This window comes from Clostridioides sp. ES-S-0005-03, from assembly GCF_020658455.1.
In the GTDB taxonomy this organism is placed as follows: Bacteria; Bacillota; Clostridia; order Peptostreptococcales; family Peptostreptococcaceae; genus Clostridioides.
In genome coordinates, this window is the sequence record NZ_JACVWI010000026.1 from 1 (window position 1) to 440 (window position 440).

At 50.2% G+C, this 440-nt stretch carries 4 tRNA genes; all 4 read right to left on the minus strand.

Going from position 1 to position 440, the window contains the following annotated elements:
- Positions 1-47 precede the first annotated feature (47 nt).
- Positions 48-124, minus strand: a tRNA-His gene (locus IC218_RS21640).
- An 8-nt stretch (positions 125-132) separates the two neighbouring features.
- Positions 133-209 (minus strand) — tRNA-Pro (locus IC218_RS21645).
- Between the two features lie 19 nt (positions 210-228).
- Positions 229-305: transfer RNA gene (locus tag IC218_RS21650), tRNA-Ile, on the minus strand.
- 14 nt (positions 306-319) lie between these two features.
- Positions 320-393: transfer RNA gene (locus tag IC218_RS21655), tRNA-Met, on the minus strand.
- Positions 394-440: the final 47 nt, after the last annotated feature.

Genomic DNA, 440 nt, shown 5'->3' on the forward strand with positions numbered 1-440 from the left:
ATTAAAAGTCAGGTGCTCTACCGACTGAGCTAATAGACCATATTAGTTGGGGTGGATAATGAGAGTCGAACTCACGACCTCCAGAGCCACAATCTGGCGCTCTAACCAACTGAGCTATACCCACCATTATATTGGTCGAGGTGAAGGGACTCGAACCCCCGGCCCCATGGTCCCAAACCATGTGCGCTACCAAACTGCGCTACACCTCGAAATTTTATTAATTTAATGTGGTGGGCCATCAGGGACTCGAACCCCAGACCTACCGGTTATGAGCCGGGCGCTCTAACCAACTGAGCTAATGGCCCACATTAAATTTTAGTAGCGGTAATAGGAGTCGAACCTATGACCTTTCGGGTATGAACCGAACGCTCTAGCCAACTAAGCTATACCGCCATATTCTTGGTGCCCAGAGGCGGAATCGAACCACCGACACGGGGATT